Consider the following 21,745-nt stretch of genomic DNA (forward strand, 5'->3'; position numbering starts at 1 on the left):
TTTGTGTAGAATTGTTTAAACTTTGATTTTTAAGTAAAGGGTATTAATGTTGGTTAATTTGGAGAATGATGATTTTATTACCGAAGAAGAGGATTTTGCAGCGTTATTTGAGGCAAGCGAAAAGAAAGCGGCAGCTGGAGCAATACAAATTGGTGAGATAGTTGCTATAACTGATGAATATGCGATGGTGGCACTTGCGAATGAAAAATCAGAAGCAATGTTGCGACTTAGTGAGATTCAAGATGATAGCGGTAATTTGCTTTTTAATAAAAATGATAAAATTGAAGTATTTGTAACACCCGGACGAGGTGGGAGACCAAATGCATCATATAAAAAAGCATTAAAATCAAAAAAAATTGTTGAAAAAATTGCACAAATCGCAGATGATTATCAAGATAAAATCATTGAAGCAAAGGTGATTAAGAAAAACAAGGGTGGTTTTATTTTAGAGTATGATGGGGTAGATGTATTTATGCCGCGCCGAGATTCTGCGATACGCGAAGATGATAAGGCAATAGGTAAAATTTACAAGGTTGCTATTGTAAATATTAATAAAGAGAGTAATTCTATTATCGTGTCGCGCAAAAGATTTTTTGAAATTGATGATAAAAATCGCCAAAATATAAGTGCTAAATTGCTTGACAATGATGGCGTGCAAAAGGGTATTGTAAAAAAAATCGCTCCTTTTGGTATTTTTGTTGATGTATGTGGGGTAGAGGGACTCGTGCATTATACAGAGCTTAGTCATAAAGGACCTATTAATCCAGCTAAAAATTTCAAAGAAGGTGATGAGATTGTTGTTAAGGTACTCGGATATGATGAAAAAAAACGCAGACTTTCGCTTTCAATGAAAGCACTTGGTGATGACCCTTGGAAAGAAATTGAAAAAGAACTTGAGGTGGGTTATGCTATCAAAGTGAGCGTGAGCAATATTGAACCTTATGGAGCATTCGTGGATTTAGGTAATGACATTGAAGGTTTTTTACATATTTCGGAAATTTCGTGGGATAAAAATATCAAGCACCCATCAAATTATCTCAGTGTAGGACAAGAAATTGATGTAGAAATTATTGAAATTGATACCCAGACTAAAAGATTGCGCGTTTCGCTCAAAAAACTCCTTGATAAACCTTTTGTGCATTTTGCAAAAACGCATCAAGTGGGAGAAATTATTAAAGGCAAGATAGCGACTTTAACTGATTTTGGAGCATTTGTGAATCTTGGCGGTGTTGATGGATTGCTTCATAATGAAGATGCCTATTGGGATAAGAAATCTAAATGTAAAGATGAACTTAAAGTAGGCGAGGAGATTGAAGTTAAAATTATTAAAATTGATAAAGAGCACGAGAGGGTTTCTCTCTCCAAAAAACTCCTTGAGCATTCTCCCGCAAAAGAATTTGGGAAAACGCATAAGGTTGATGATGTTGTGCGTGCCAGTGTGATTGATATAAAAGATTTTGGTATTTTTATCAAAATTGATGAAATGGAGGCACTTATCCGCAACGAAGATATTCAGCCACTTAAGAAAGATGAACTTAAAGTAGGCGAGGAGATAGAATGTGTGATTGCCCACATTGATGAAGAAAATAATAAAGTAAGGGCTTCTATTAAAAGGTTAGAGCGACAAAAAGAAAAAGAAACGCTCAAAACCTTTAATTCAGAAGAGAAAATGACACTTGGTGATAAACTTAAAAATCGCTTATAGGAGATTTTAAGAAAGAATGAAGAAGTTAGCATTCTTTATAGGGCTTTTAATAGTTTTGGGCGGCGCAATTTATGGTGTTTTGTATTTAGACAAAATATCTATAAGTCCAGCATTTCAAGCTCAACCCATAGAGTTTCCAAAAGTTGGAGAAGCCCAAGTGCTACAAGAAGAGAATTGGATTCATTCATTTTCAGAAGATAATGAGCTGCCTTATGCGTATCCAGCAACAGAATTGAGTGTGCGTTTTGATTTTTTGGATAAAGATGCTAAGCAAAGTATCCCTTCAGCTATCAGTATTAGCGAGCTTGATGAATATAAATTTGCCTGTGTAAAACAAGTGTTACGGCAAAATAATATAGAATCTGCATATTATAAATCTGGCAACACGCTTAAGCTTGTGGTGCTTTTGACTGATGAGGCAATGTATAAAAGGCTTTTAGCAGATTTGCAATACTATCGTCTCAATTATAGTGTGCAATAAACTAATGATAAGGAGAGTGTTATGAAGTATAAAATCATTGTGTGCGATCATATCCATCAAAAAGGACTTGATTTGCTTATGGCACAAAATGATGTGCAAATGGAGAATCTTGCTAGTTTGCCAAAAAATGAGTTACTTACTAAGATTAAAGAGGCTGATGTTGTCATTACACGAAGCTCTACTGATGTTGATGAGACTTTTTTAGCGTCTTCAGGGCAAATACGCGCAGTAGTGCGTGCAGGTGTTGGTGTAGATAATGTTGATATTGAAGGTTGTTCTCGTAAGGGTATTGTTGTGATGAATGTGCCCACAGCAAATACAATTGCAGCTGTTGAGCTTACAATGGCTCATCTTATTAATGCTGTGCGAAATTTTCCCGGAGCAAATACACAGCTTAAACACGAGCGCAAATGGAAACGTGAGGATTGGTATGGTATTGAGCTTAAGGGTAAAAAGCTTGGCATTATTGGATTTGGTAATATCGGTAGTCGCGTAGGGATAAGGGCAAAGGCATTTGAAATGGAAGTTTTAGCCTATGACCCTTATATTTTGCCCTCAAAAGCTACTGATTTGGGTGTGGCTTATACAAGCAATTTTGAAGAGATTCTCTCTTGTGATATTATTACCATTCACACGCCCAAAAATGCAGAAACAAAAAATATGATTACTGCCAAACAAATTGCACAGATGAAAGATGGAGTGATACTTATTAATTGCGCTCGCGGCGGCTTATATAATGAAAAAGATTTATATGATGCCTTAAGTGTTGGTAAGATTAAGTGGGCGGGGATTGATGTATTTGATAAAGAGCCAGCAATTAATAATGCACTCCTTGATTTGCCAAATGTATATGTAACACCACATATCGGAGCAAATACTTTAGAATCTCAAGAGCAAATTGCCCTGCAGGCTGCTCAAGCTGCAATAGAAGCAGCAAGAGGTTCAAGCTATCCTAATGCTCTTAATCTTCCGGTTAAAGAATCTGAACTTCCCTCTATGGTGAAACCTTATCTTGAGCTAATACAAAAACTTGCTTTTTTAGCAGTGCAGGCGAATAAAGGCGTGATTACTTCAATACACATACAGGCTCAAGGTGAGATTAGTGCTTATGGAGATTCGTTGCAGACTTTTGCTCTTGTGGGCGCACTTAATGCAAGTTTGGGCGATAAGATTAATTATGTCAATGCTCCTTTTATAGCCAAAGAGCGAGGTATTGATGTGAAAATGACACTTCAACAAGAGAGTGAAACTTATAAGAATCATATTTACATCACTCTAAGCACACAAAATGAGAGCATTACTCTTAGTGGTGCTGTATTTGAAGATAGGCATTTGCGTCTTACATCAATTAATCATTTTCAATTTGATATTGAGCCAAAGGGCAAGATGATATTTTTCAAAAACACTGATGTGCCGGGTGTAATTGGGCTTGTAGGGAGCATTTTGGGGAATCATCAAGTCAATATTGCTGATTTTCGCCTTGCGCGCCAAAATAAAGAGGCAATGGCTGTTATTCTTGTGGATTCTGAAGTCTCAAGTGAAGTTATTAAGCAGCTTGAGGATATTCCGGCGTGTTTGGGTGTAAAGATTGTGAATTTATAGTTTATATTTCACTTAAAGGTGGGATATGCAACAAGATGTAAAACCTTTTAGGGCATATATCGTGCTCTATACGACTTCAAGTGCTTTTGCAGCCCAAAGATGCCTAAGCACCCCCTTACTTGCCTCATTTGAATTTTCTTTAAGCCTTGTGCCTACGCCCAAAGAATATAGTAGTGATTGTGGTTTGGCTTTATTCTTAGAGGGTGGAAATACGCTTCAAGGCAAATCTTTGGAGGATTTTTTAGAATCTGTAAATCACATTTTGACACAAAGACATATGAAGTATGAGGTGAAACTTATCTAAATACGCTATAATACGCGTTAGAGCTTAAAACCGCGAGGATACTTATGAAAGATTATAATCATATCCATATTACAGGTGCGCGTGAGAATAATTTAAAAAATATCAACCTTAGCATACCTAAAAATCAGCTTATTGTTTTTACAGGTTTATCTGGCTCTGGAAAATCAACACTTGCTTTTGATACGCTTTATGCAGAAGGGCAACGTAGATATATAGAATCTCTTTCAAGCTATGCGCGGCAATTTTTGGATAAAGTGGGCAAACCCGATGTTGATAAGATTGAGGGGCTTACTCCTGCTATTGCGATTGACCAAAAAACTACGAGCAAAAATCCACGTTCCACCGTGGGCACAATCACTGAAATTTATGATTATTTTCGTTTGCTTTATGCACGTGTAGGGAAGCAACATTGTCATCTTTGTGGAGATGAAATTTCACAAATGAGTCAGACTGATATTATTGAGCAGATTCTCAAACTTCCTGCAAATGCAAAAATGATACTTCTTGCGCCTATTGTCAAAGAAAAAAAGGGGAGTTTTGCTGACAAAATAGAATCTCTGCGTCAAAAAGGCTATGTAAGAGCAATAATTGATGGCGTGATGGTGCGCCTTGATGAGGACATTGAGCTTGCCAAACACAAAAAGCATAGTATTAAGATTGTTATTGATAGGGTAGTAAATTCGCTAGAAAATCATACACGCATAGCCCAAGGAGTGGAAAAAGCTTTGCGTGAATCTTATGGTGAAATTGAAGTAGAGATGATACACAATGATGAAAAAAAGTTCTTACATTATTCTGAACATTTTGCGTGTTTTAAGTGCAAGATAAGCTTTGAGGAGCTTGAACCGCTTGGATTCTCTTTTAATTCTCCAAAGGGTGCGTGTGAAGATTGTTTGGGGCTTGGCGCAAAATATGCTATTGATTTAAAAAAGATACTTGATAAATCTCAACCGCTCAACAAAGGTGGTATTAAAATTATTTTTGGATTCAATCGTAATTATTATGCCGAGCTTTTTTACGCGTTTTGTAAAAGTGCCAAAATTGACCCAAAGCTTAGTTTTGAAGAGCTTTCAAAATCTCAACAAAGCATTTTGCTGTATGGACGCGAAGAGGAGGTGGAGATTACTTGGAAATCAAATAAGCTCAAGCGTCCTTGGAAGGGCATTATCCAAATTGCGTATGATATGTTTAAAGATGATAAAGATTTAGGCGAATATACTACTGAACGAGTATGCCCTACCTGCAAAGGACATCGTCTTAAGCCCTCTTCATTGAGCGTTAAAGTAGGGAGCTTAGGCATTGGTGAGCTTATTGATATGCCCATTGAGAAGGTGTATGAGTTTTTTAACAATAAAGAACATTTTTCATATCTTAATGAGCAAGAGCAATTTATTGCACAGCCTATTTTAAAGGAGATTCGCGAAAGGTTATTTTTTCTTTATGATGTCGGGCTTGGTTATCTCACGCTTGGACGCGATGCGCGTAGTATTAGTGGTGGAGAATCTCAACGCATACGCATTGCAAGTCAAATTGGAAGCGGACTGACGGGCGTTATGTATGTGCTTGATGAGCCAAGCATTGGCTTGCACGAGCGTGATACACTGCGATTAATCAAAACCTTGAGAAGTTTGCAAGAAAAAGGTAATAGTGTGATTGTCGTAGAGCACGACAAAGAAACGATTTTAAATGCTGATTTTGTTGTGGATATTGGTCCAGAGGCAGGATTGCGCGGAGGAGAAGTAGTTTTTAGTGGTAATGTAAAGAATCTTTTGGATTCTAAAACACTCACTGCGGCATATCTTAAGGGTGCAAAAATCATTTCTTATCCGCATAAGCGCACGATTAAGCAATGGCTTGAAATCAAAAATGTCAATATTAATAATATTCATAATCTTTGTGCGAAGATTCCCCTTTCGCAATTTGTGTGTGTAACGGGTGTGAGTGGCAGCGGCAAAAGCTCTCTTATTTTGCAAACGCTTTTGCCTGTGGCTCAAGAGCTTTTAAATAATGCCAAAAAGGTGCAAAAGTGTGATGGTGTGGAGATTGTAGGATTAGACTATTTAGACAAAGTGATTTACTTAGATCAAAGTCCTATTGGACGCACACCGCGTAGCAATCCTGCAACTTATACAGGCGCAATGGACGATATACGAGCACTTTTTGCAGAAATTAAAGAATCTAAATTGCGTGGATATAGTGTTGGACGCTTTAGTTTTAATGTCAAAGGTGGGCGATGTGAGAAATGTCAGGGTGAGGGCGAGATAAAGATTGAAATGCACTTTTTACCTGATGTGATGGTAAAATGTGATGCGTGTAAAGGCGCAAAATACAATCCACAAACACTTGAGATTGTTTATAAGGGCAAAAATATAGCAGATATTTTGGCAATGAGTGTTGATGAAGCTTTGGAGTTTTTTGCCAAAGTGCCAAAAATTGCTACAAGGTTGCAAACACTGCAAGATGTGGGCTTAGGTTATATTACGCTTGGACAAAATGCAGTTACTTTAAGCGGTGGTGAGGCGCAGAGAATCAAGCTTGCAAAAGAGCTTAGTCGTAAAGATACAGGAAAAACTCTCTATATACTTGATGAACCCACAACAGGATTGCATTTTGCCGATGTGGATAGATTGACAAAAGTGCTTCATCATTTGGTAGATTTAGGCAATTCGGTTATTGTCATTGAACATAATTTAGATATGATTAAAAATGCTGATTATATTATTGATATTGGTCCAGAAGGTGGTAGCGGTGGAGGCAAAATCATAGATAGTGGTTCTGTGGAGCAAGTGAGTAAAAATCATACAAAAAGTGGGAGTTATACAGGTAAGTTTCTTGCTTTAGAATTAAAACGTGATAAGCAATTTCAAAAGGAGCGAAAATGAAATTTGATGTGTTATTTGGCGGCGTGAGCTTTGAGCACGAAATTAGTATTGTGAGTGCTGTTGCGCTTAAGAAGGTTTTAGGGGAGAATGTTGGCAATTTTATTTTTTTAGACAGCTCACATCGTTTTTATCTTATTCCTTCAGATTCTATGAAGTCAAAACTTTTTAGCTCGGGAGATTATAAAAAATGCACAGAGATTTTTTTGCAAAGAGGTGCATTTGTGAAAAAAACATTTTTTGGTTTTAAACCTATTATGCCACATATGATAATTAGTCTTATACACGGCGCAGATGGGGAAGATGGGAGTGTGAGCGCATTGCTTGATTTTTATCATTTACCCTTTATTGGTCCGCGCATAGAATCAAGCGTGATGAGTTTCAATAAAGCTTTTACGAAGATTTTTGCAGCCCAAAGAGGTGTAAAAATGCTTGATTATGAGATTCTTACACGCGCAAACCCGCATTTGAAACATCTCACCTATCCGATAATCCTTAAACCTGCACGACTTGGGAGTTCCATAGGAGTGAGTGTTGTCAATGAAGAAAAAGAGCTTGATTATGGTAGAGATTTAGCCTTTGAATATGATGATATTATTGTGGCAGAGAGTTTTAAAAGTGGCGTAAAAGAATATAATCTTGCAGGGTGCAAGGTCAAAAATGGTTCGCAAAATGAATATAGATTCTCAATTATTGAAGAACCTAGTAAAAAAGAGCTACTTGATTTTGAGCGCAAATATTTGGATTTTTCACGCACAGCACAAGTTGTGCAAGCAGATATAAGTTTAACACTAGCGGCAAAATTGCAAGAAAATTTTATCAAACTCTATGAAAATGCTTTTGAAGGGGCATTGATACGATGTGATTTTTTTGTTATTGATGATGAGGTGTATCTCAATGAGATTAATCCTATTCCGGGTTCTATGGCAAATTACCTATTTGAGGATTTTGTGAGTGTGCTTACAGAATTAGCTTGTAATTTGCCAAAAAAACATTCTATCAAGGTAAGCTATAAGTATATAGAACAAATTCATTACGCAAAAGGGAAATAGTTTATTATGGCACAAAAGCGCATAGTATATCAAGGGGAGTATTTTGAGCTAAGTTATGAGAAGGTTAAACCTCAAATTGCGGATTCTTTAGGCATTTTAGAAACTCCTATAATGCTTTTTTTGCACGGCTGGGGCAGTAATAAAGAGTTAATGAAGAGCACTTTTGCTCAATATTTTAATGAATATGAGCATATTTATTTAGATATGCCCGGCTTTGGTAATAGCCCAAATGAGAATCCTCTCACAACGCTGGATTATGCGCATATTGTAGAGATATTCATAAAAGAAGTGAGCGGTGTGGAGGCAAAAAATTGCATTATTGTAGGGCATAGTTTTGGAGGCAAGGTAGCTGTGTTATGTCAGCCCAAAGAAGTTATACTTCTCTCATCTGCTGGTATTAGAGTGCCCAAAAGCCTGAAAGTTCGCTTGAAAATTATTTTTGCAAAGATTATAGGAAAATGCGGACTTGGCAGGTTTGGTAAAATATTTCGCTCAAGCGATGTAAAGGCAATGAATGAGGGTATGTATCAAACATTTAAAAATGTTGTTGATGAAGATTTTTCATCAACCTTTAGTGCATATAAGGGTAAAGCAAGTATTTTTTGGGGCAAAAATGATAGTGCTACACCGCTTTTTTGTGGTCAAACTATTGCTGCACTTATCTCCAAGAGTAGATTCTTTCCTATGGAGGGCAATCATTATTTTTTTCTTCATCAAGGCGGAAATATTGAAAAACTTTATAGGAGTGGAGTATGAAAAAAAGATATGAATTTTTAATTTTTGGCAAAGTGCAAGGTGTGGGATTTAGACGCTTTGTAAAATATAGAGTTGATAAACTCAATGAAGCAGGTGAAATTTTAAGCGGGAATGTTTGTAATTTAAGTGATGGTAGTGTGCGCGTAATAGCACAAGGCGAAGAGGGAACACTTGAAAAATTATATCAAATACTTGAAAGCGGACCCATTAAAAGTGAGGTTGAAAGAATACAATCTCATCAATTAGATATTGATGAGAGCTTAAAAGATTTTGAGATTTTAAAATAAAGGAGTGATATGGAAGAAATGTTTATCATTGACACGATTGCACAATGGGTAGTTGTTTTGTGTCTTGGGTATTATGGAATGACAAACTTACAATGGTATAATTATAGCTTTAAGCGCGCACTTTTAATGCATCATAAATGGCAATGGCACATCTATTATTTTATATTGCCACTTGCTGTGTATGTCGGGAGTATTTTTATCCAAGAGCCATTAAGTAATTATGTGCTTATAGGATTGAGTATAATATATTTTATTGCAATAGCTATATGGACGATTCAACTTGATAAACGATTAAATTTCACCCAAAGAGTATTGAAGTTTTTTATTATTTTCTTTATTTTTATGACTTTTAATGAAGCTTTATGTTACATATTAGATGTCAATAGTAGATTATTTGATTTGATGCCGCTTGTGTTTGCAAGTATTATTTCAAAAATATATGAAAATATTTTACTTAATCGCTACATTATTCTTGCTAAAGAGAAGCTTGATATTATGTCAAGATTAATCATTATTGGCGTAACAGGCAGTTATGGCAAAACAAGTATGAAGAACTTTTTGGCGCAGATTCTTAAAGAAAAGTATCGCGTATATGCGACACCTAGAAGTGTCAATACGCATACAGGGATTGTGGCGGATATTAATCAAAATTTAGATTATATTACAGAGATTTACATTGTTGAGGCAGGAGCGCGTCTAAAAGGTGATATTGCACTTATTGCTCAATTTTTGAATCCGCATTATGCCGTTATTGGCGAAGTCGGTGAGCAGCATTTAGAATATTTTAAAAAACTTGAAAACATTGTAGAAACAAAATTTGAGTTATTGCAAAGCTCAAGGCTTAAAAAAGCCTTTGTGTTTAAAGATAATCCTAAACCCTCTCATATAGAACCAAATATCAATAAAAAGATTGAGTATTTCCCTGAAAATGTGCGCAATATTGAAGCAAATCTTGATAGCACAAGCTTTGAACTCTTTATCAAAGGTGAGTGGCATTACTTTGAAACAATGGTTTTGGGCGCTTTTAATGTTGTAAATTTGAGTGCAGCAATTTATATGGGCGTGGAGCTTGGGTTGCAAGTAGAAGATATACAAAAGGCAGTAAAAAGAATAGAACCCGTGCCTCATCGTCTCAATAAGATACAGACACATCAAAAGCTTATTATTGACGATGGATTTAATGGGAATCTTAAGGGAATGAAAGAATCTATTCGCCTTTGTTCGCTTTATCAAGGGCGAAAAATTATCGTTACACCCGGTATAGTAGAGAGCACAAAAGAGGCGAATATTGAACTTGCCCAAGCTATTGATAAGGTATTTGATATTGTCATCATTACAGGCGAACTTAATAGCAAGATTCTCTCTCAACATATTTGTAATACACAAAAGATTATTCTTAAAGATAAATCTATGCTTGAAGATATGCTCAAATCTTGCTCTCAAGCCCACGATTTAGTGCTCTTTAGCAATGATGCTCCAAATTATATTTAAAGGAAAGTAATAATGGATAGAATCTACGCACCTTGGCGAAGTAAATATTTTGGTTCTTGCTCTGAAGGCTGCGTGTTTTGTGCGATAGCAAATAATCCCCAAGATGATGAGAGTAATCGCGTGATTTATCGTGATGATATTGCTTTTGGTGTAATGAATCTCTATCCTTATACGCCCGCTCATTTTATGATACTGCCTTTAATACACTGCGATTCGCCCGAAAAATTGCCCCTAGAGACTTGGTTGCATTTGCATATACTTTCGCATAAGGCAATGAATGTACTTTATGAATATGGCGCACAAGGGGTGAATATGGGCTTAAATATCAAAAAAGCTGGTGGAGCAGGCATACCCGAGCATTTGCACATACATTTTGTGCCACGTTATATGGGTGATACAAATTTTATAACAAGTATTGCAGAGGCACGCACTTATGGAATGGATTTTGATAGTATATATCAAAAAATAAAGCACTTAAGCCTAAAACATTTTGCAAAGGAGCAGGTATGAAGTATTTATTTCAAGGTGCAAGAGGGGTTTTATGTCTATGGTTTGCCTTAACGGCATTATGTTATGGAGCAAATGAGAGATATAATCATTTGCTTTTTAGCAATAACTATACAGAGGTGCGCAAGGGCATTAATCTTGGTGCTGATATTGAAGCGCGACTGCGCGGAAGCACACCACTTTATGATGCAGCACGCAAGGGAAATATGGAGATTCTATATTTACTCATTGAACGCGGTGCTGATGTAAATGCAGTATGCCACGGCGAGACACCTTTGCTCAAAGTGGTCGCTCTTAATAATCTTAAATTTGCTCAAGCACTTATAAATAAGGGCGCAAAGGTAAGGGTAGCTGATGAGCATTTGGGCAATACGCCGCTTCATTATGCAGTGATGAGGAAAAATTCGGAAATGATAAAGCTTCTTTTATCAAATGGGGCAGATATGTATGCAGAGAACTTCAAAGGTGATACGCCAGCGCGTTATATTTTGGCTAATCGTTCCTTACCTGCGGTGAGTATTAAAAATGATGATATTACACTTAAAGCCTCTGGGTTTAATTTAGGGCAGGGAAGTGTAAATATTACTATCAGCAATGAGAGCGAGAAATTTGCCACGATTACCTATCTAGCGCTTTATATCAATGGTGATTTGATAAGCGAGAGCGAAGTAAATAGGAAGATTCCTCCGCGTTCAAGTGCAGCAGTTGGGAGTTTGAGTATTCCTACCGATACTTATGAGGCGATTCGTATTAAAAAATCAGGTGCAAGTAATATCAAATATGGTTTTGCGGTAGAATATGACCTTGAGGGCAAAAACAAAAATCTTTACAAGAAAACAAGCACAGAACTCCAACTTTGGTAGTATTTCTTGCAAGATTTGGAATCTAAAAATATAGAATCTAAGCCAGCAGCGCCTAAGGCGATAAGAAAGCTAAGATTTAAAAAAATAGTGCTTTTGGTGGTAACTTTTTTTATTGGCATTGGTTTATATCGTGTCGTGCTTGGGGGTATGCTGATTGAAAGTGTAGAATTGAGTTATAAGTATGACACAAAGTATAATCCACAAAAGGTTACTCTACTCTTATGGCTTGGGGCAATGAAAGGTTTTGAAGGAAGTGAAGAAGACTACGCTGCGAAAAATTATAGATATGAAGATTTGCATTATCTTGTAGCACGAAATGATATAGAAAATGTGCGTTTATATCTGCGACTTGGTGGAGATGTGAATCTAGGAGGGGGAGGAAGAATAAATCCGCTTTATATCGCTTTAGAGAATGGATATAATGAGATGGCAAAGCTTCTTTTAGATTCTGGAGCAAGAGTTATATTTGATGATAGCTTTCTTTTGCTTAATCTCTTGGATAGAAACATTACTGATGAAGTGGCAGAGCTTGTTGTAGATAGGGCTTTAGCAGAACCCAATATGTCGCGTCAGTATTTATGTTGGGCAAGTAGAGATTTTAGCTATAATGGATTTAGTTCTAGGGCATTTCATTTGATGTTAGAGCGCATTAATGAGCCTTTAGAGGATATAACTTGTAATAATTGGGGATTGCTATACGCTATGATTTCTAGTTCTAGGGATTTTGCTGGAGATGAAATAAAGGCAGTTTTCTTAAAGGCAAAAGAGCAAGGTTGCAAAGAGTGTATGACTTATGTTGTGGGACTTGACTACAGGGAATCTGAATTTGGTTGGGCTCAGAGAGTAAATGTAATGGCTGAAATAATATATAGTTATAGCATAAGTGTTAGTCTTCCTTATAGAGCTAACACAAAAAGAGAACAAGAAATGCTAGAGTTGCTTGAATTTTTTATACATAATGGTGGAGATGTAAATTCTTTCGATCCACCAGATAAATCTGTAACTTTGCTTGAAACGACCAAGGATCGCGATCATAAAAAATATCATCACTTAAAATCTGTTATTACTTTGCTTATCAAATATGGAGCAAAGTAAGATTGACATAGCTATGCAAATCCCCTATAATACGAGGCTGCATATTATATAAGGAAACACATTGGCAAATGCTCTGCTCGTGGCTGCGTATAAGCCGCCATTTCTAAGCTCAAATGCTTATCTTTCACATTTAAAAAAACGTTTTGGTATATCAAAAGCGGGGTATCTTGGCACACTTGACCCTTTTGCAAAAGGCACTCTTGTGGTGGGATTTGGGGCTTATACGCGTCTTTTTCCACATTTGCAAAAAGTGCCAAAAACTTATCGTGCAACACTTTGGCTTGGTGCAAAATCCGCAAGTTTAGATATTGAGCGTATAGAATCTATTGAGATTATCCCTGAATATAAGCATAGCGATATAGAGCAGATTCTATTTTCCTTAAAGGGTGATATGTGTTATACACCACCTGTCTTTAGTGCGAAGCATATCAATGGACAAAGGGCATATAAACTTGCAAGAGAGGGCAAAACTTTTAGCTTACCACAGATTCAAATGAGTATTTATGATATTACTTTACTTTCGTATCGCCACCCTTTTGTGCATTTTGAAGTGAGTGTGAGTGAGGGTGCGTATGTGCGAAGTATCGGCGAAATTATAGCGCATAAACTCGGCGTAAATGGCACACTTTCAAGCTTAGAGCGCTTAAGTGAGGGAGCTATGAGCGTATCTGCCGCAGAGCAAATAAGAATCCTCAATCCGCTTGATTATCTTCCCTATCCTCAACTTCACAATATGCACAGATTCTCTAAGCAAATGTATGATGGTAAAAAAATTACATTAAAAAATGTACAAAAAGGAAAATATATAGTTTGTTTTGAGGATTTTTTTTCTATAATTGAAATATTTTCAGATGGCGGCATACAATACATTTTGAATAGGATAGAATATGTTGATACTCTCAAGAAAACAAGATGACAGCGTAATGATTGGCGATGATATTGAGATAAAGATTATCTCCATTGACAAAGGTAGCGTGAGGCTTGGATTTTGCGCACCAGAGGATTGTATAATTTTGCGCGGAGAGCTTAAAGAAATGATTACATCGCAAAATAAACGCGCTTCACAAAGTGATGATTTAAAGGCAGTATCGGAGATGCAGTCTTTACTTAAAACACATAAGAAATGATAAAAAATGAGCAAACTCATCAGAATCTATCCAAAACTCAATATTTTTCTTAAAATTGTAGGACATAAAGATGGCTTTCATCAACTCAACTCTCGCTTTGTCTTGGCAAAGGGCGAACTCTATGATGAGATGAATATTACACATAATCCTTATTTTGCATTGCAGGGGGATTTTGGTTGTGAGGATACAGATAACCTTATCTTTAAGGCAAAAAATGCTTTGCAGGATTTTTTAGATTCTCAAGGAAAAAAAGCTATTGCAAAAGCCATTGAATGCGTAAAGATAGAAGTCCAAAAGTCCATACCTAAAGGCGCAGGATTAGGTGGAGGGAGTGGGAATGCGGGAGCGTTTCTTGTTGGAGTAAATACATTTTTTGAGATTGGTTTAAGTCAAAAGCAGCTTATGGTGGTGGGCGAGCGTGTGGGTGCAGATGTAGCATTTTTTATAAGTGGGGAAGAAAGCGCAAATGTGAGTGGAAAGGGAGAATATATAGAATCTTTTAACGAAAAGCCTTTGTCTTATAGCATTTATACACCGCCTATAATGTGTGATAGTGCAAAAGTTTATCAATGCTATGCAGATTCTATCAAAGCACATAAGCGCATATATAACGCACCTGTAAAAGAATGGTTTGCAAAAACAAGCTTTGAACTTCTCTCTTGCAATTTCTCTCAAGCCACGCTCAACGATTTATATGAGAGTGCGTGTGAAGTGTATCCACAGCTTAAAGATATTGCACAAGAGCTTGGTGAGGGTTGGTATTTTAGTGGTAGTGGCAGTAGCTTTTTTAAGCAGGAGCAAGTTTAATATGTCCATACGAGTGATTGCGAAAAATAAAAAAGCATATTTTGATTATGAGATTCTCCAAAGTTTAGAAAGTGGTATCGTGCTGCAAGGAAGTGAAGTCAAAAGTATTCGTGCAGGAAGAGTGAATCTCAAAGATAGTTTTATAAAAATCATACGAGGAGAAGCATTTTTGTTTAATGCACATATTTCATTTTTGGAAACGACTTATGCGCATTTTAAGCCTAATGAGCGCAGAGAAAGAAAGCTTTTGCTCCATAGAAAAGAGATTGATAAATTATTTGGCAGTGTGAGCAAAGAATCTTTAAGTATTGTTCCATTAAACATTTATTTTAATCAAAAAAATAAAATTAAACTTTGTATTGCACTTGTGCGAGGGAAAAAATTGCACGATAAGCGAGAGAGCATTAAGAAAAAAATGCTTGAACGCGAGGCAAGGGCGCATATGAAAAGCTATGGCAAAAAGTTATAGTCTAAAGGAGCTAGATGTGAAAGAAATAGTTGATTATGGAGTGCTTGGATTCTTACTTTTTTTAAGCATAGTGGTGCTTGGTTTGGTATTAGAGCGCTGGTGGGTGTATCGCAAGATAAATCTTGATGTTTTTAGCGATAAGCGAATCTTAGAATTAGAGCTACACAAACGATTAACGCTTATTGCTACGATTGGCTCAAATGCTCCATATATTGGACTTTTAGGGACGGTATTTGGCATTATGGTAACTTTTGTAGAAATTGGCTCTACTTCGCTTACAGATACGCAAAATATTATGTCTGGGTTGGCTCTAGCACTCAAAGCCACTGCCGCAGGACTTATAGTAGCTATACCTTCAATCGTATTTTATAACCTTTTGCTTCGCAAAGCTGAAGTATTACTTTCTCTTTGGGATATTGCGCATAATCCTCCACCTAAGTCAAAAACCCCAACAAGGTATGATGTATGAAAAAAATAGATTCTCTTAATCTCATACCTTTTATTGATATTATGCTCGTTTTGCTTGTCATAGTGCTTACAAGTGCTTCATTTGTGGTGCAATCAAGAATCCAAGTTGATATACCCCAAATTGAGGAGATACAAGGGCAAAACACAGATAAAAGAGAAACACACAGCATTACAATTAATAAAGAAGGAGCATTTTTTCTTGATGATAAACCTCTTTCGCTCCAAGAAATAAGCGCACAGCTTGAACAATTTGATAAAAATATACAAGTCATCATTCGTGGTGATAGGCAAAGTGATTTGGAGTTTTTCCTTGAAATTACAACAATGTTACGCGATAAGGGCATTAATGATGTATATGTTATCGCAGAACAAAAATAGATTCCAACTATCAAAGGAGAGCGTATGCAAGAGCTAAACTGGCTAATTAATATTTGCTTTACTATTTTAATGGTGGGGCTATTTGTATGGGATTTTAAGACTTTTGGTGAGCCTACACATAAAGACTTTAAGGCAATTATTATGAGCACAGGGGTGCTTGGGACATTTGTGGGAATTTTTGTGGGGCTTATGGGGTTTGATACTCTTGCTTTGCAAGATTCTGTGCCATTATTGCTTGATGGGTTAAAGACAGCGTTTTATACTTCTATTGTGGGTATGGGCTTGGCTATTGCGCTCTCTATCATACAAAGGGCAAAGGGTGTTAAAAGCACACAGGATATGAATTTAGATTATTTACTTCATCAAGCTGGGAATTTAAACTATCTTAAATCCCTTGAAGAGATTAATCATAAAGCTCTTGAATTACCCACAAAAGAGGATATATTACAGATAAATGCTACTACAAATGAGATTTTTGCCTCTGCTCTCAATAAAATAGATATTTCTTTGCAAGAAGCTATTAAACAACTCGCTTCAGGTGCTTCTAAGGAGCTCATTAGTGCCTTAGAACTTGTCATCAGAGATTTTAATCATAATTTACAGAATCAATTTGGCGATAATTTTAAAGAACTCAATAGTGCAGTGGGGAAACTGCTTTCGTGGCAAGAAAACTATAAAGAGCATATTGAGCAAACTCAAGCTCTGCTTCTTCAAACTCAAAGTGCAATGCAAGAGAGTGTGAGTGCAATGAGCACTACACAGGCTACTTTAGCTTCTATTGGTGCGCAAAATGAGCAAACTATGGCATTTTATGGTAAGACTTTAAATATGATTGATGAAATGAAAGCAAAGGGAGATATGCTCCACGCACAGCTTAGCGAAGTTGCTACACTTGGTGAGAATGCAAGAGCTTGTTTGGGGATTATAGATACATTTTTTAAAAGTGCTACTCAAGGCTTTGGTAAGCTTGAAGAAGTTGCTGCGCAAAATGTTGATGGGCTCAAAAAGAGCATTGATACTTACTTTTTACAGCTTAATGAATACGCTAGTGCAAATATGGAGACTTTGAGAATCCATATAGAGGATAGCTCAAATAAAGCACAGGATAATATCGCGCAAGCACTTGAAAGTCATAGCACGCTTTTCCGCACACAATGCAGCAATCTTGCACAGGAGAGTGAAGAGATATTGAAAACTATTTCAAGCAATGCACATACACACATTGAGCATTTAAGCCGCGAATTAGAGAAAAATATCCAACAAAACATAGAATCAAGCACGCATAATTCAGCAGAGTTTGCGCGTTTGCGAGAGCATATTGCTAAAAATCACACAGCAATAGTAGAAAGTATGCAATCAAATCTCTCACAGCTTAATACACATAATGAAGTCATAATGCGAGATATGGCAAAGGGTATGCAGGGTATGCAAGAGACTTACCTTTCTACTTTGAGTGCAAGTATGGATTCTGTATTAAATAAAGAGCAAGAAATTATCCAATCACGATTAGAAGGTTTAAATGATTTCGCACTTCGCACTGATACAGCATTGAATACACAATATGAAAATGTGAGCAATTTTTTAAAGAAAATGGCGAGCGAATATCTCAAAATTATGCAAAAGCTTACTAAAGATTCTGTGGCAATTCCTAAAGATATGGGTGTGCAGGTGGTAAAGGATTTTGGTGATTTGCAGCATAATCTCCTCTCTCATCTTGGTAATCTCAATGCGCAGATTCATCACAATAGCGTTCAGCTTATTGAACTCTATCGTAATGTGCAAAATATTTTAAGCGAAAACATTGAGGGCAATAAGTCTTTGCAACAAGAAATTAAAACTACATTTAGCTCACTTGATGAATCAATGAGCGCAAGTTTTGAAAATTTCAAAGAGAATTATGAGTGGTTTTTACGCCGTGTGCGTGAAATTATCGGTTCTAGGTAGGGCAAAATGAAGCATAATCAGTGGATTAGTATTTCTGATATGATGGCGGGCATTATGATGATTTTTTTGCTCATTATGGTGTCTTTTATGCTTATTACGCAAAAAACACAAGAGGACTTAAAGATACACAATCAAAAATTATTAGAGCTCAATCAAGCTATGAGCGAGATTGCAAAAAACTATTCTAATCTCCAACAAGAGCTGTATGAGGCATTATTAAAAGAATTTAGTAAAGATTTGAAACGATGGGACGCGCAAATTGATGAGGACAATACGATTCGTTTTAATGAACCAGAAGTGCTTTTTGATACAGGAGCAACACAAGTTAAAAAGCGATTCCAAGATATTTTGAATGATTTTTTTCCACGATATGTGAAGATTCTTTCCTTACCAAAATTCCAAGACAACATTGAGGAAGTCCGTATTGAAGGGCATACATCGCAAAGTTGGTATGTGGCTCATACTCTTGAAGAACGTTATCTTGGTAATGCTGAACTTTCACAAGCAAGGGCATTAGAAGTATTAAAGTATTGTTTTAATCTTAAAAGTATCAACAATTATAAAGAGTGGCTTGTTAAGGTGTTTCGTGCTAATGGTTTATCCTTTGCTAAACCGCTTGAAGATGATGATAAATCAAGACGCGTGGAGTTTCGGGTTATTACCAAAGCAAATAAAGATTTGCTTAGAATCCTTGAGATTAGCAAAGATTTTGAGATAAAATAACTTCTTTTTAAGCAAAAAATTGGCATAATCGCCCGTTTAATTTATTTGAAGGTTAAGAAAATGAAAAGAACTTACCAGCCACACAATACACCTAGAAAACGCACACACGGCTTTCGTGCAAGAATGAAAACAAAAAATGGTCGGCGTGTTATTAACGCAAGAAGAGCAAAAGGTCGCAAAAGGCTTGCAGTATAGTTTTTTGCAATAGGTAAATATATTTGGTAAGGTTGGATACCCTCAAAAATAAAGCAGAATTTGATTTTGTTTATAGAAATGCTCAACGATTTTTTCATAAAGATTTTGTGCTTTATGTGCTTAAATTTTCATCTACACAAGAGATTTATTCGCTTCGCGAACAAAAAGTATTTCAATCTATTCAGTCGCGTGATGCAAGATTGTATCTTGGGTTAAGCATTTCACGAAAGATTGGTAAAGCTTATGTGCGTAATCTTATCAAACGCCGCATAAAAGCTATTGTGTATGAAAATTGCACAGACTTTAAGGATGTAATTTTTGTTCTTGTCGCAAAGGAGGGCATAGGGGAAGTGGATTTCATAACGCTTAAAAACAATTTACTTGCAAGTTTTGCAAAGATATATAATACGCAAAGGTTTCGTAATACTCGTGTTTTGCATAAAACAAATCATTATGCAGGATAAAATATGTGGATAGTGCGTTATGGATTGATACAGGCTGTCAGATTCTATCAAAAGTGTCTTTCGCCCTTAAGTATTGGAGCTTGTCGGTATTATCCAAGTTGTTCTGAATATACATTGTGGCTTTTGCACTTTGATAATCCATTAAAAGCAAGTATTAAATCAATGCGCAGAATCTTAAGCTGTAATCAGTTCTTTGAGGGTGGCATTGCTTATCCTCAAGCATATTTGGAGTTGAAAGATATTGCATTTGTGCCAAAAGATGTGAAATATTGGTTTGTTCCTAACACAAATACAAGATTTTTAGATATAATATGCGTTTTGAAAAAAACTTATAAAATGCGAGTTTATATTATTAAAACACTCTCTTATAAAGAAAGAGGTTAAATTATGTATCGTCCAAACGAACAAGATAATGGTATGTCCCTTACGCGTGTGCTCATAGCAATAGGTCTTTCTATTGCCTTTTTTGCAGTATATGCGTATTTTTTTCCACAAAAGCCACATCAAAATACTAATCAAACACATAAAACTCAAAATGCACAAGAATCTACTCAAACAATCGCTAATGCAGAGATAAATACACAGACTGCTCCTCATCAAAATATTCAAGATATCACACACAACACGCAAAATGAAATTTCTTCTGAAATGCCGCATTCGCTGAAGCAAACAATTATTGCTCGTGTAGATTCTGATGAATTTGAGCTTGAAATTGACGCGCTTGGTAGGATTAAGCAAGTCTATCTTAAAGATGAAAAATTTATACGACACGAGCAAGCTAGTCTTTTTACGATGATAGGAGAGGTGTTTGGCATTAAACCTACCCACAAAGAAGAACGAGATAAATTGCCGCTTTTTGGAGATTCTCAACTTCATACAATGGAAATGCGTTTTAGTGATACGACTATCAATCAGCAAGCTTTTGATACACCTTATACGGCAAATCTTTCATATATTAAGTTAGAAAATGCGCCTGTGGAAATTGTTCTCACGCAAAATCTTGGTAATCTTGTGATTAAAAAATATCTTACTATTCATCCTAATCTGGCTTATGATGTGCGCTTAGAGCTAAGCAAACCTCATATAGAATATTTTATTAGTAATGGTATGCGCCCGACAGCTGATACTGATACCTACGCATTTCGTGGAGTTATAACGCGTAATAGTATAGATGGTGTTTTGACAAAGTTTGAAGATGGTGATGCAAGCAGTGATTATTTAGCCAAAAATGCAACTGATATTCGCTCCTCTAGTTTTGTAGCAAGTGTGGATAGATATTATACAAGTTTATTTTTTAGTAATGCCCCAAAAGGTTTGTATGTCGTGATGAGCGGCGATAATGCGCATAATCCTATGCCTTATGTGCGATTTGAGGGGAATGCGGAGTTTGCAGGATATATAGGACCAAAGGAATATCACGAATTGCAAGGCATTGATGAAACGCTCACTGATGTGGTAGAGTATGGGCGTATTACATTTTTTGCCAAACCACTTTTTTTATTGCTTGAATATTTGTATGATTTGTGTGGAAATTGGGGTTGGGCGATTGTTTTATTAACATTAATTGTGCGTATAGTGCTTTATCCTTTGACTTATAAGGGTATGGTATCAATGCAAAAGCTTAAAGATTTAGCACCTAAAATGAAAGATTTACAAGCGCGTTATAAAGATGATCCACAAAAGCTACAAATACATATGATGGATTTGTATAAAAAGCACGGAGCAAATCCACTTGGTGGGTGTTTGCCATTGATTTTGCAGATTCCTGTATTTTTTGCTATTTATCGTGTGTTGCATAATGCTGTTGAGCTCAAAAGTTCAGCGTGGATTCTGTGGATTATTGATTTATCAGCAATAGACCCTTATTTTGTGTTGCCTGTATTGATGGGTGTGAGTATGTATATTTCTCAAAAACTTACTCCTTCAAATTTTACAGATCCTATGCAAGAAAAAATTTTTAAAATGCTTCCTTGGGTATTTACCATTTTCTTTATTATTTTTCCATTTCCTGCTGGGCTTGTGTTGTATTGGACAATCAATAATGTGTTTTCTATTATTCAACAAATAAGTATAAATAAAATTATGGAGGGTAAAAAAGCAAAAGAAATCGCGGCTCATCACGAGGAGAAAACAAACAAAAGGGGATAA

24 protein-coding genes are annotated in these 21,745 nt (G+C 36.3%); all 24 read left to right on the plus strand.

Features of this window, described 5'->3' with window-relative positions:
• The first annotated feature begins 46 nt into the window (after positions 1 to 46).
• The 24 genes from OQH61_RS07450 to yidC all read left to right on the plus strand — a co-directional run bounded on the left by OQH61_RS07450 (position 47) and on the right by yidC (position 21,745).
• Complete coding sequence (locus OQH61_RS07450) at positions 47 to 1,705, plus strand: 30S ribosomal protein S1 (RefSeq protein ID WP_266026761.1); 1,659 nt, start codon at positions 47 to 49, stop codon at positions 1,703 to 1,705.
• A 16-nt stretch (positions 1,706 to 1,721) separates the two neighbouring features.
• Positions 1,722 to 2,186, plus strand: a complete 465-nt coding sequence (locus OQH61_RS07455; protein ID WP_266026762.1) for a hypothetical protein — start codon at positions 1,722 to 1,724, stop codon at positions 2,184 to 2,186.
• A gap of 21 nt (positions 2,187 to 2,207) precedes the next feature.
• Complete coding sequence (gene serA / locus OQH61_RS07460) at positions 2,208 to 3,788, plus strand: phosphoglycerate dehydrogenase (RefSeq protein WP_266026763.1); 1,581 nt, start codon at positions 2,208 to 2,210, stop codon at positions 3,786 to 3,788.
• A gap of 25 nt (positions 3,789 to 3,813) precedes the next feature.
• Positions 3,814 to 4,092, plus strand: coding sequence for a putative Se/S carrier-like protein (locus tag OQH61_RS07465; protein ID WP_266026764.1), 279 nt, complete (start codon positions 3,814 to 3,816; stop codon positions 4,090 to 4,092).
• A gap of 44 nt (positions 4,093 to 4,136) precedes the next feature.
• Positions 4,137 to 6,974, plus strand: coding sequence for an excinuclease ABC subunit UvrA (uvrA, locus tag OQH61_RS07470; protein ID WP_266026765.1), 2,838 nt, complete (start codon positions 4,137 to 4,139; stop codon positions 6,972 to 6,974).
• On the plus strand, positions 6,971 to 8,023 hold the full coding sequence (locus tag OQH61_RS07475; RefSeq protein WP_266026766.1) for a D-alanine--D-alanine ligase: 1,053 nt from the start codon (positions 6,971 to 6,973) through the stop codon (positions 8,021 to 8,023). Before uvrA ends, OQH61_RS07475 begins: the two co-directional genes overlap by 4 nt.
• A 6-nt stretch (positions 8,024 to 8,029) precedes the next feature.
• Positions 8,030 to 8,779 carry an alpha/beta fold hydrolase gene (locus tag OQH61_RS07480; protein WP_266026768.1) on the plus strand — a complete coding sequence of 250 codons (750 nt, stop codon included), beginning with the start codon at positions 8,030 to 8,032 and terminating at the stop codon, positions 8,777 to 8,779.
• Entirely contained in the window at positions 8,776 to 9,066 is a 291-nt protein-coding gene (locus OQH61_RS07485; protein WP_266026769.1) for an acylphosphatase, read from the plus strand. The genes OQH61_RS07480 and OQH61_RS07485 overlap by 4 nt, the downstream gene beginning before the upstream one ends.
• Before the next feature lie 9 nt (positions 9,067 to 9,075).
• Positions 9,076 to 10,557 carry a Mur ligase family protein gene (locus OQH61_RS07490; RefSeq protein ID WP_266026771.1) on the plus strand — a complete coding sequence of 494 codons (1,482 nt, stop codon included), beginning with the start codon at positions 9,076 to 9,078 and terminating at the stop codon, positions 10,555 to 10,557.
• A gap of 12 nt (positions 10,558 to 10,569) precedes the next feature.
• Positions 10,570 to 11,067 (plus strand): HIT family protein, encoded by a 498-nt coding sequence (locus OQH61_RS07495; RefSeq protein ID WP_266026773.1) that lies wholly within the window; start codon positions 10,570 to 10,572, stop codon positions 11,065 to 11,067.
• Positions 11,064 to 11,927, plus strand: coding sequence for an ankyrin repeat domain-containing protein (locus OQH61_RS07500; RefSeq protein ID WP_266026774.1), 864 nt, complete (start codon positions 11,064 to 11,066; stop codon positions 11,925 to 11,927). The genes OQH61_RS07495 and OQH61_RS07500 overlap by 4 nt, the downstream gene beginning before the upstream one ends.
• 6 nt (positions 11,928 to 11,933) lie before the next feature.
• A complete protein-coding gene (locus OQH61_RS07505) occupies positions 11,934 to 13,022 on the plus strand; it encodes a hypothetical protein (protein ID WP_266026775.1) in 1,089 nt (362 codons plus the stop codon).
• Positions 13,023 to 13,083: 61 nt separating this feature from the next.
• The gene (gene truB, locus OQH61_RS07510) at positions 13,084 to 13,938 is read left to right on the plus strand and encodes a tRNA pseudouridine(55) synthase TruB (RefSeq protein ID WP_266026776.1); all 855 of its coding nucleotides are present in this window, start codon (positions 13,084 to 13,086) and stop codon (positions 13,936 to 13,938) included.
• The gene (locus OQH61_RS07515; RefSeq protein WP_266026777.1) at positions 13,910 to 14,149 is read left to right on the plus strand and encodes a carbon storage regulator; all 240 of its coding nucleotides are present in this window, start codon (positions 13,910 to 13,912) and stop codon (positions 14,147 to 14,149) included. Before truB ends, OQH61_RS07515 begins: the two co-directional genes overlap by 29 nt.
• Before the next feature lie 6 nt (positions 14,150 to 14,155).
• Positions 14,156 to 14,956 carry a 4-(cytidine 5'-diphospho)-2-C-methyl-D-erythritol kinase gene (locus OQH61_RS07520; protein WP_266026779.1) on the plus strand — a complete coding sequence of 267 codons (801 nt, stop codon included), beginning with the start codon at positions 14,156 to 14,158 and terminating at the stop codon, positions 14,954 to 14,956.
• Between the two features lie 7 nt (positions 14,957 to 14,963).
• Positions 14,964 to 15,425 (plus strand): SsrA-binding protein SmpB, encoded by a 462-nt coding sequence (smpB, locus tag OQH61_RS07525; RefSeq protein ID WP_266026819.1) that lies wholly within the window; start codon positions 14,964 to 14,966, stop codon positions 15,423 to 15,425.
• A gap of 16 nt (positions 15,426 to 15,441) precedes the next feature.
• Positions 15,442 to 15,894 (plus strand): TonB-system energizer ExbB, encoded by a 453-nt coding sequence (exbB, locus tag OQH61_RS07530; protein ID WP_266026780.1) that lies wholly within the window; start codon positions 15,442 to 15,444, stop codon positions 15,892 to 15,894.
• Entirely contained in the window at positions 15,891 to 16,271 is a 381-nt protein-coding gene (locus tag OQH61_RS07535; protein WP_266026781.1) for a biopolymer transporter ExbD, read from the plus strand. The genes exbB and OQH61_RS07535 overlap by 4 nt, the downstream gene beginning before the upstream one ends.
• 24 nt (positions 16,272 to 16,295) lie before the next feature.
• Positions 16,296 to 18,215: a hypothetical protein gene (locus tag OQH61_RS07540; protein ID WP_266026782.1), complete on the plus strand. Its 1,920-nt coding sequence runs from the start codon at positions 16,296 to 16,298 to the stop codon at positions 18,213 to 18,215.
• 6 nt (positions 18,216 to 18,221) lie between these two features.
• On the plus strand, positions 18,222 to 18,938 hold the full coding sequence (locus OQH61_RS07545; protein ID WP_266026783.1) for an OmpA/MotB family protein: 717 nt from the start codon (positions 18,222 to 18,224) through the stop codon (positions 18,936 to 18,938).
• 60 nt (positions 18,939 to 18,998) lie between these two features.
• Positions 18,999 to 19,133 carry a 50S ribosomal protein L34 gene (rpmH, locus tag OQH61_RS07550; protein ID WP_266026784.1) on the plus strand — a complete coding sequence of 45 codons (135 nt, stop codon included), beginning with the start codon at positions 18,999 to 19,001 and terminating at the stop codon, positions 19,131 to 19,133.
• 23 nt (positions 19,134 to 19,156) lie between these two features.
• On the plus strand, positions 19,157 to 19,597 hold the full coding sequence (rnpA, locus tag OQH61_RS07555; RefSeq protein WP_266026785.1) for a ribonuclease P protein component: 441 nt from the start codon (positions 19,157 to 19,159) through the stop codon (positions 19,595 to 19,597).
• A 3-nt stretch (positions 19,598 to 19,600) separates the two neighbouring features.
• A complete protein-coding gene (gene yidD / locus OQH61_RS07560) occupies positions 19,601 to 19,981 on the plus strand; it encodes a membrane protein insertion efficiency factor YidD (RefSeq protein WP_266026786.1) in 381 nt (126 codons plus the stop codon).
• A gap of 3 nt (positions 19,982 to 19,984) precedes the next feature.
• Positions 19,985 to 21,745: a membrane protein insertase YidC gene (gene yidC / locus OQH61_RS07565; protein ID WP_266026787.1), complete on the plus strand. Its 1,761-nt coding sequence runs from the start codon at positions 19,985 to 19,987 to the stop codon at positions 21,743 to 21,745.

Origin of the sequence: Helicobacter sp. MIT 21-1697 (genome assembly GCF_026241255.1) — a bacterium.
Taxonomy (GTDB): Bacteria; Campylobacterota; Campylobacteria; order Campylobacterales; family Helicobacteraceae; genus Helicobacter_C.

Bases quoted from the DNA above. Each gene is read 5' to 3' on its own strand.
- OQH61_RS07450 (WP_266026761.1), top strand. From the start codon at position 47: ATGTTGGTTAATTTGGAGAATGATGATTTTATTACCGAAGAAGAGGAT.
- OQH61_RS07455 (WP_266026762.1), top strand. From the start codon at position 1,722: ATGAAGAAGTTAGCATTCTTTATAGGGCTTTTAATAGTTTTGGGCGGC.
- serA (WP_266026763.1), top strand. From the start codon at position 2,208: ATGAAGTATAAAATCATTGTGTGCGATCATATCCATCAAAAAGGACTT.
- OQH61_RS07465 (WP_266026764.1), top strand. From the start codon at position 3,814: ATGCAACAAGATGTAAAACCTTTTAGGGCATATATCGTGCTCTATACG.
- uvrA (WP_266026765.1), top strand. From the start codon at position 4,137: ATGAAAGATTATAATCATATCCATATTACAGGTGCGCGTGAGAATAAT.
- OQH61_RS07475 (WP_266026766.1), top strand. From the start codon at position 6,971: ATGAAATTTGATGTGTTATTTGGCGGCGTGAGCTTTGAGCACGAAATT.
- OQH61_RS07480 (WP_266026768.1), top strand. From the start codon at position 8,030: ATGGCACAAAAGCGCATAGTATATCAAGGGGAGTATTTTGAGCTAAGT.
- OQH61_RS07485 (WP_266026769.1), top strand. From the start codon at position 8,776: ATGAAAAAAAGATATGAATTTTTAATTTTTGGCAAAGTGCAAGGTGTG.
- OQH61_RS07490 (WP_266026771.1), top strand. From the start codon at position 9,076: ATGGAAGAAATGTTTATCATTGACACGATTGCACAATGGGTAGTTGTT.
- OQH61_RS07495 (WP_266026773.1), top strand. From the start codon at position 10,570: ATGGATAGAATCTACGCACCTTGGCGAAGTAAATATTTTGGTTCTTGC.
- OQH61_RS07500 (WP_266026774.1), top strand. From the start codon at position 11,064: ATGAAGTATTTATTTCAAGGTGCAAGAGGGGTTTTATGTCTATGGTTT.
- OQH61_RS07515 (WP_266026777.1), top strand. From the start codon at position 13,910: ATGTTGATACTCTCAAGAAAACAAGATGACAGCGTAATGATTGGCGAT.
- OQH61_RS07520 (WP_266026779.1), top strand. From the start codon at position 14,156: ATGAGCAAACTCATCAGAATCTATCCAAAACTCAATATTTTTCTTAAA.
- OQH61_RS07535 (WP_266026781.1), top strand. From the start codon at position 15,891: ATGAAAAAAATAGATTCTCTTAATCTCATACCTTTTATTGATATTATG.
- OQH61_RS07540 (WP_266026782.1), top strand. From the start codon at position 16,296: ATGCAAGAGCTAAACTGGCTAATTAATATTTGCTTTACTATTTTAATG.
- OQH61_RS07545 (WP_266026783.1), top strand. From the start codon at position 18,222: ATGAAGCATAATCAGTGGATTAGTATTTCTGATATGATGGCGGGCATT.
- rpmH (WP_266026784.1), top strand. From the start codon at position 18,999: ATGAAAAGAACTTACCAGCCACACAATACACCTAGAAAACGCACACAC.
- yidD (WP_266026786.1), top strand. From the start codon at position 19,601: ATGTGGATAGTGCGTTATGGATTGATACAGGCTGTCAGATTCTATCAA.
- yidC (WP_266026787.1), top strand. From the start codon at position 19,985: ATGTATCGTCCAAACGAACAAGATAATGGTATGTCCCTTACGCGTGTG.